The sequence below is a fragment of the Micromonospora inyonensis genome (assembly GCF_900091415.1).
GTDB lineage: Bacteria > Actinomycetota > Actinomycetes > Mycobacteriales > Micromonosporaceae > Micromonospora > Micromonospora inyonensis.
The window spans coordinates 546,987-554,120 of sequence record NZ_FMHU01000002.1; the positions used below are offsets into that span (position 1 = coordinate 546,987).

7 protein-coding genes are annotated in these 7,134 nt (G+C 71.8%); 3 read left to right on the forward strand and 4 right to left on the reverse strand.

Annotated features, from left to right (window positions below):
* The first annotated feature begins 20 nt into the window (after positions 1 to 20).
* Entirely contained in the window at positions 21 to 326 is a 306-nt protein-coding gene (locus GA0074694_RS17545) for a hypothetical protein (protein ID WP_091459713.1), read from the forward strand.
* A gap of 61 nt (positions 327 to 387) precedes the next feature.
* Here the strand turns inward: GA0074694_RS17545 and GA0074694_RS31735 are convergent, their stop codons facing one another.
* The 4 genes from GA0074694_RS31735 to GA0074694_RS17565 all read right to left on the reverse strand — a co-directional run bounded on the left by GA0074694_RS31735 (position 388) and on the right by GA0074694_RS17565 (position 5,135).
* Positions 388 to 2,862 carry a zinc metalloprotease gene (locus GA0074694_RS31735; RefSeq protein WP_091459717.1) on the reverse strand — a complete coding sequence of 825 codons (2,475 nt, stop codon included), beginning with the start codon at positions 2,860 to 2,862 and terminating at the stop codon, positions 388 to 390.
* A 5-nt stretch (positions 2,863 to 2,867) separates the two neighbouring features.
* The gene (locus GA0074694_RS17555; protein ID WP_218105725.1) at positions 2,868 to 3,530 is read right to left on the reverse strand and encodes a hypothetical protein; all 663 of its coding nucleotides are present in this window, start codon (positions 3,528 to 3,530) and stop codon (positions 2,868 to 2,870) included.
* A gap of 169 nt (positions 3,531 to 3,699) precedes the next feature.
* On the reverse strand, positions 3,700 to 3,906 hold the full coding sequence (locus tag GA0074694_RS17560) for a sulfurtransferase TusA family protein (RefSeq protein WP_091463345.1): 207 nt from the start codon (positions 3,904 to 3,906) through the stop codon (positions 3,700 to 3,702).
* Positions 3,907 to 3,983: 77 nt separating this feature from the next.
* A complete protein-coding gene (locus tag GA0074694_RS17565) occupies positions 3,984 to 5,135 on the reverse strand; it encodes a cysteine desulfurase family protein (RefSeq protein WP_091459723.1) in 1,152 nt (383 codons plus the stop codon).
* Positions 5,136 to 5,331: 196 nt separating this feature from the next.
* Here GA0074694_RS17565 and ctaC point away from each other — a divergent pair, with 196 nt between their 5' ends.
* Together ctaC and GA0074694_RS17575 are read left to right on the forward strand one after the other, a co-directional pair.
* Positions 5,332 to 6,306: an aa3-type cytochrome oxidase subunit II gene (gene ctaC, locus GA0074694_RS17570; protein WP_091459726.1), complete on the forward strand. Its 975-nt coding sequence runs from the start codon at positions 5,332 to 5,334 to the stop codon at positions 6,304 to 6,306.
* Between the two features lie 10 nt (positions 6,307 to 6,316).
* Positions 6,317 to 6,742, forward strand: coding sequence for a cytochrome c oxidase subunit 4 (locus tag GA0074694_RS17575; RefSeq protein WP_091459728.1), 426 nt, complete (start codon positions 6,317 to 6,319; stop codon positions 6,740 to 6,742).
* Positions 6,743 to 7,134: the final 392 nt, after the last annotated feature.

Here is a 7,134-nt window from a genome sequence, read left to right on the forward strand (position 1 = left end):
TCAAGAGGTGGAGGGCATGCATGTGGGACGGAGCCATGCGACCGTTGGGCACACCGGAGGAGTTCCACCAGATGTTGGTCGACCTGGTGACCGAGTTCGCACCTCGCCGGTTCGCTATCTGCGAGGAGTACGGCGACCGGATCGACGGGGCGGTGTTCGCCTGGGGCATCGCGTTCCCCGACGGGGTCCTGCTCTGTGGCGACCAGCGGGCGTACGCCGGACGCTTCCCGAGTGCTGACAGCGCCGTACGGATCTTCAGCCGGGTCGGTCGCCGGCTACGCCTGGTCTGGATTGACGAGCCGGCCCCACCGAGCCTCCCCACATGAAGCTGGCCGGTAGCTCCACAACGGCGGAGCTACCGGCCAGCCCTCTTTCGCAGGGCGGGGATCACGGGATCGGTGACTGCTCCGAGGCGGCTGACGGCGTCGGCTCGTTGGTCGGTTCCGGTGTCGTTCCCTCCGTGCTCGGGTCCGGTGGCGTTCCCTCCGTGCTCGGGTCCGGTGGCGTCGGAGTGCTCGTGAGTGTGGCCGGCGGCGTCGGATTCGGGGCCGGCGTCGTCGGACGCGTAGCCGGGGAAGGGTTGGCGGACGGAGTGGCCGTGGGGCTGCCGGTAGGGGTCGCCGTCGCCGACGGGCTCTGCGGAGCGGTCGTGGTGGGTGCCCCACTCGGGGCCGGTGCGGCCGGTGCGTCGGCTTCGATGATGGCCAGGATCTGCTCCTTGCAACTCGCCAGTTGGGCCTCGATCTCCTGCGGGGACAGCCCCTCGATGCGCTGACCGAACCGTTCGATCTCCTCCCACAGCGTGTTCAACCTGGCCTTGGCCTCGTCGCTCAACCCTTCGGGCAGGGTGACGACCAACTGCGAGGCCAGCGCGTAGGTGACGCAGTCCCGGCACGAGTAGTTGACGGCCGCCGAGATGTTCTGGGGCACGACCACGTCTGCGGGACCGACGACGAGCACCACCTGAAACGCGACCGCGACTGTCTGGCAGTTCTGGCAGTTGGCCAGGGCGTAGGCCTCGTTGTGGTTGTCGACGGTGTCGCCGGTGGCCCAGACGAGGGCGAACGCGACGTCGTAGACGGTGGATCCGTCCTGGGTGTTGACCGAGAGAGCCTGGTTGTCCCCGGCGCGGGGTGCCTCGGGCGGGTTGAACGGGAAGACCCAGGTGGGCGCTGGCGTGCCGTTGCCCGGCTGGTCCGGGTTCCGGGGCACCATGACGAGCGCGAGGCGCTGTTCCTCGGTGGGTGGCGGGGCTGCCGTCGGCCAGACGGTCGTCACGGTGCGCCGCTGACCCACCTGCAGTGGGCGGTCCACCGGCGGCACGGTGGGCTGCCGGTTCGCCATCGGCAGGGCGTCGGCGACGGTTCCGCGTTCGTGTTTCTGGATGGGCTGGTACTTCGCGCTGTCCGGCCACCACGCCCAGACCAACGCCGCCACCACGGCAACGCCGGCGACGACCGCGGCGGCACGGCGTCTCGGCCTGCCGGCGGTGGCGTGCCACACGGCGGTGACCGTCTGCCGCACGAGGCGGACCAGCAGGTACGCGATGCCGAGCAGCGGCAGGCAGATCGCGAGCATCGCGAGCAGGCCGACGCCGATCCGGGGAACGTCACCGGCCGCCCAGTGGGTGGCGAGGAGTCCGGCGTGGTTCCCCAGGCTCTGCCACGCGGTGGCGGCTACCCGGGGGAGCGCGGTCACCACGAGGACCAGCGACACGAGGAGCAGCGGCACCACGGTCAGCACCCAGAGGGTGACCACCACCCGGGCCCAGGGCTTGAGCACCTTCGACTCGGCCCGGCCCCATCGGGTCGGCAGCAGCCCGAGCAACGTCGGCCTGATGCGGGAGTACAGGTCGGGTACGCCGGTCAGGTCGGCCAGGATGTGGTATCCGTCGAAGCGCACGAACGGCGCCAGTTGGCGGATCATCTGCAGCACCTGGGCCGCGATGATGAGCAGTAGCGCGTCCCACCGGGTGACCGCCCAGGTGACGAAGATCGCGACGGCGACGATCGCGTTGAAGTACAGCCCGCCGAGGTCGACCCGGATCCGGCCGGCCCGTCCGAGCCGGTAGCTGTCGTCGACGTTGGTGTAGAAGGCCGGCCAGACCAGGTAGAGGCCCACGCCCATCGTGCCGGGCATCGCGCCGCCGTACCGGCAGGCCGCGGCGTGACCGAACTCGTGGAAACCGGCCGAGACGACCGTGATCGCGAAGACCAGCAGCAGCAGGCCGGGCTCGTCGAACGCCTGGTGGGTGGCGGAGGCCAGCCCCTTGTCGAAAAGGACCCATCCGGTTGACAGCAGGAACGCGGCGAGCATGACGGCGACGACGAACGGCCGGAACAGCAGCGCGAAGGGAGCGGTGATCCGTTGCGTGACCTGCGGGTTCGACACCACGAACCGGAACCGGAGTGCCAGCAGGGGATTGGACCTTGGTGCCGCCGGAGCCGATCCGTCCGCCGACCGGAGGAGGCCGAGCGGCTCCAGCTTTCGCTCGGCCAGCATGCGGACGTTGTCCGCCGTCACCAACCGTTCCGTCGTGCGGGTCAGGATCTCCGCGATTTCCGGGTATGTCCGCTCTCCGTCGACCGCCTCGAGGAGCAGATAGAGCAGTCGGGTGAGTTGGCAGGTCTGCCCGTCGGCGCGTCGGACCAGCCCAGGTGGCTGACGGTAGCCGGAGCCGGGAAGCTCACCCAGCAGTTCCAGTCCCGGAGCGTGGGCCGGGACCACCTCTGGCCGGGAATCCTCCGACCCCTCCGGGAGGTGATCGCCGCTGTCCGGCCGCCGCCCGTCGGGGCGGGGCGCCGTGCTGGCAGCGCCCCGCCCCGAGGAGTCGTTCGTGTCGATCGGCGCGATGACACTCATGTCTGTTACTGGGTGATCTCGGCCGTCTGGTCGGCCGTGGCTTCCGCGGTCACGTCGTCGAGGTGCTGGTTGATGATGGCGTCCTGTTGGGAGATCGCGGTCGCGCTGGAGTCCACCGACGCGACGTTCGCGGCTACTGCGGCGTCGATCGGGGCCGCGACGTTGGCGTTGGCGGCGACGGCGCCCGCGACCGGGGCGGCCAGGTCGGCGTCAAGAGCGACGTTCACGTCGACGTTGAGCAGGTCACCGTCGAGCATCGAGGTCGGGTCGGTCGGCACGGTCACGTCACCGGGGTCACCGGGGTCGGTGGGAGTGGGTTCGCCGCTGCCCGGGTCCACGACGTCGTCGGACTGGTCGATCGTGCTGTCTTGGGGAGCGGTGGCGATCGCCTCGCCGGAGAGCGTCTGTTCGATGAGGACGCCCTGGTCGGACAGGGCGGCGGCTTCCGAGCCGGTGGAGAGGATGTTCGCGCCGACCGCGGCGTCGATGGGGGCCGCGATGTTGGCGTTGGCGGCGACCGCGAGGTCGATCGGGGCCGCGAGGTCCAGCGCGAGGTCGAGGTCCACGTTGAGGTCGAGGAGCGAGATCACCTCTTTGGTCGGCAGCGCGGTTGCCGACTCGGCAGCCAACTCGTCCATCGACAGGGGCGTCAGATCGGGTGCACTCACGTCAGCTCCATTCCGGGCACGCGGGCGTGCCATCGCTCGGTCACGGCGTGGGACCGAGCGGGCATCGGCTCACCCTGTTCCACTCGGTCGGGAGAACCTCTGCCCCGGACGAAGAATCTGAAACCAGGCGTCCGTGACCAGGCCCGCTCGACGGGCCAGGGTGCGGGGCTCAGTGGATGCGGCGGACGTCGTAGCCGGGGCCCTCGACGGCGGTCACGAACTCCTGCCCGCGCATCCGGCACCAGGCCGGGATGTCCACCGCCGCCGCCGGATCGTCGGCGAGCACCCGCAGCACCGCGCCGACCGGCAGGTCCGGCAGGCGGCGGGCGAGGGCGATGACCGGCAGCGGGCAGCGCTGCCCGCGACAATCCAGCACCTCGCCCGGCTCGGCGGTCGCGCCCGGTTCAGTGGTCGGGGCTCGTCGCGGGTCGGCCCCGGCGGGCCGGGCGGGGGTCACAGCCCCACCACGCCGGCCTCGGCGCGCAGGTCGGCGACGATCCCCGGCAGTTCGGCCAGGAACCGCTCGACGTCCGCCTCGGTGGTCTCCCGGTGCAGGCTGATCCGGACGTTGCCGTGGGAGAGCACCCCCATCGCCTCCAGCACGTGCGACGGTCGCAACGTCGACGCGGTGCACGACGACCCGGAGGAAACCGCGAAGCCCCGCCGGTCCAGCGCGTGCAGCAGCGCCTCGCCGTCGACGTAGAGGCAGGAGAAGGTCACCAGGTGGGGGAGGCGGTCCACCGGATCGCCCACCACCTCGACGTCCGGCACCTCCACCGCGACCCGGGTCCGGATCCGTTCCACCAGCGGCGTCAGCCGGGCGGCCTCGGCCGCCGCGTCGGCCGCCGCCGCGCGCAGGCTCGCCGCCGCCGCCACCACCGCCGGCAGGTTCAGCGACCCGGGGGTACGCCCCGCCTCGGCCTCGTCGGCCGGCCAGGGCGACTCCCAGCGGGTGCCCTTGCGGACCACCAGCAGCCCCACGCCCGACGGGCCGCCCCACTTGTGCGCGCTGGCGGTCAGCACCGACCAGCCGGCGGGCACCGGTGCCCGGCCGACCACCTGGGCCGCGTCGACGTGCAGCGGCACCCCCGCCCCGGCGCAGGCGGCGGCGGCTTCGGCGACCGGCTGCACGGTGCCCACCTCGTGGCTGGCCGCGATCAGGCTGGCCCAGGCCACACCGGGGGCGCGCACCGCTGCCGCCCAGCCGTCGAGGTCGAGTCGGCCCAGCCGGTCCACCGGCACCGGCACCGCCGCGCCGCCGCCCGCCACGTGCCGTTCGGCGGCGTGCAGCACGGCGGAGTGTTCGATCGCCGAGTGCACCAGCACCGGCCCGACCCGCCGGCGGGCGGCCAACCCGCCCAGCACCGCGCCGTGGGCGGCGGTGGTGCCGTTGGCGGTGAAGGAGAGCTCGTCGGGGCGTACGCCGAGGGTCTCGGCGGCGGCGGCCCGCGCCGCGTCGAGGAGTTGGCGGGCCCGGCGGGCCTGGGCGTAGAGCCGGCCGGGGTCGGCCCAACCGTCGGCCAGGGCGGCGCCCAGCGCCTGTCTGGCTACCGGGTGCAACGGGGCGGCGGTGGCCGCGTCCAGGTAGACCGAAGCAGCGCTCACGGGTGCCAACGTAGCGCGTGGGAGCCGTTCGGGATCCCTCGACCGGGGCGGACACGCGACCCCAGGGCGGTCCGGTCCGCCCCGGTCGAGTAATCTGCGACCGTCGGTGACGCCTTTGCCGGCGGTGCTGTCACTCCGCCGGCCGGGCCGGCGGAACCGGGCCAGACACCGCGGCGCGCTAGGGAGGCAGGACCAGGTGGTCGCAAGGAGTTCGGAGGTACGGCCGACGGCCGTACGGCACAGCACTTCCCCGGGAGCCGGTGGGCGTCGGGGACGGGGTGCCGGGCGGCTCGCCGGTCTCGGTCTCGGCGCAGCGGCGACGCTGGTCCTGCTGACGGGGTGCGACGTCGGTGCGGCGTTCGACGGGTTCGGCTGGCCGCAGGGCGGCGTCTCGGCCGAGTCCCGGCGGATGTACGACCTCTGGATCGCGTCCTGCATCGCGGCGCTCGCGGTCGGCGTCTTCGTCTGGGGCCTGATCTTCTGGTGCATCATCCGTTACCGCAAGCGCGGTAACGAGCTGCCCGTGCAGACCCGGTTCAACATGCCGATGGAGTTCCTCTACACCATCGCGCCGATCCTCATCGTCTCGGTGCTCTTCTACTACACTGCGGTCGTCCAGACCGACGTGGAGAGGCGCACGGCGAACCCGGACGTCGTCGTCGAGATCGTCGCGTTCAAGTGGAACTGGCAGTTCAACTACCGCGACGGCCTGGGTAAGGACGCCAACACCGTCGCCTCGGTCCTCGGCACCAGTGAGGTCATCCCGGTCCTGGTGCTGCCGACCAACCGGTCCATCCGGTTCGAGGAGACCAGCAAGGACGTCATCCACTCCTTCTGGGTGCCGGAGCTGCTCTTCAAGCGGGACGTCTTCCCCGGCAAGATCCGCAACGAGTTCGAGATCTCCGAGCTGGTGACCGAGGGCGCGTACGTGGGCCGCTGCGCCGAGCTGTGCGGCAGCTACCACGCCTTCATGAACTTCGAGCTGCGGGTCGTGTCGCCGGAGGAGTACGACCGGTTCCTCGCCGCGAAGCGGGACGGCCGGTCGACGCAGGAGGCGCTCCAGTCCATCGGCGAGGACCCGTACGCGACGACCACCGAGCCGTTCGAGACCCGGCGTACCAACAGCAACTTCAACAACGCGGCCGGCACGCCGGCCGGCGCGGGACGCTGAGGGGGCGGGCATGAGGACCGAGTGGAAGATCTTCTCCGTCATCGCGGCGTTCCTGCTCTTCGTCACGATCCTCTACGGCACCTGGACGGCCGGTGACGCCGGTCGGGTCGAGTGGGTCGGCACCGTCGCCCTGCTGCTGTCGTTCATGCTCTGCGCGATGTGCGGCGGCTTCTTCTGGTTCGTCGCCCGCCGGATCGACCTGCGCCCGGAGGACCGCGCCGACGGTGAGATCGCCGACGGCGCCGGCGAGATCGGCTTCTTCAGCCCCGGCAGCTACTGGCCGTTCGGGCTGGCGCTCGCCGCCGCCATCGCCGGCTTCGGCCTGGTGATCTGGCAGTACTGGCTGATCGGCCTGGGCCTGGTGGCGGTCGTGCTGGCCGCCTCGGGCCTGCTCTTCGAGTACTACACCGGCACCCGGCGTACCGCCGAGCACTGACCGGCGTCGTCCGACCACGACGAAGGCCGCCTCCCGGAGGGGAGGCGGCCTTCGTCGTATGGACGTTCCGGCCGGCGGGATGATCCTGGCGGAACGAGGACCGGGCACCACCCGACCGCCCCGGGCACCGACGACCGGGGCGAGCAGGTCGTCATCACCGTCTACGGCGTTGACCTGTCGATCCGCCGCCGCGACGACGGGCTGTTCGTCCACCTCGACAGCGTCAAGGGCCCGGGCAGCCCTGACAGCCCAGGCAGACCCGTGCCCGCCGACGAGGCAGGTACCGGCCGCCCGGACAAAGGCAACGTACCCCCGTGGTCCAGCCAGGACAGGTCCTCACCCTGCGGGCGGTCCGGTCCGAGGGCAGGGCCCGGCACCGATGCTTGCCGGGG

Coding starts and splice junctions, on each gene's coding strand:
- GA0074694_RS31735 (WP_091459717.1), bottom strand. CDS start 2,862: ATGAGTGTCATCGCGCCGATCGACACGAACGACTCCTCGGGGCGGGGC.
- GA0074694_RS17545 (WP_091459713.1), top strand. CDS start 21: ATGTGGGACGGAGCCATGCGACCGTTGGGCACACCGGAGGAGTTCCAC.
- GA0074694_RS17575 (WP_091459728.1), top strand. CDS start 6,317: ATGAGGACCGAGTGGAAGATCTTCTCCGTCATCGCGGCGTTCCTGCTC.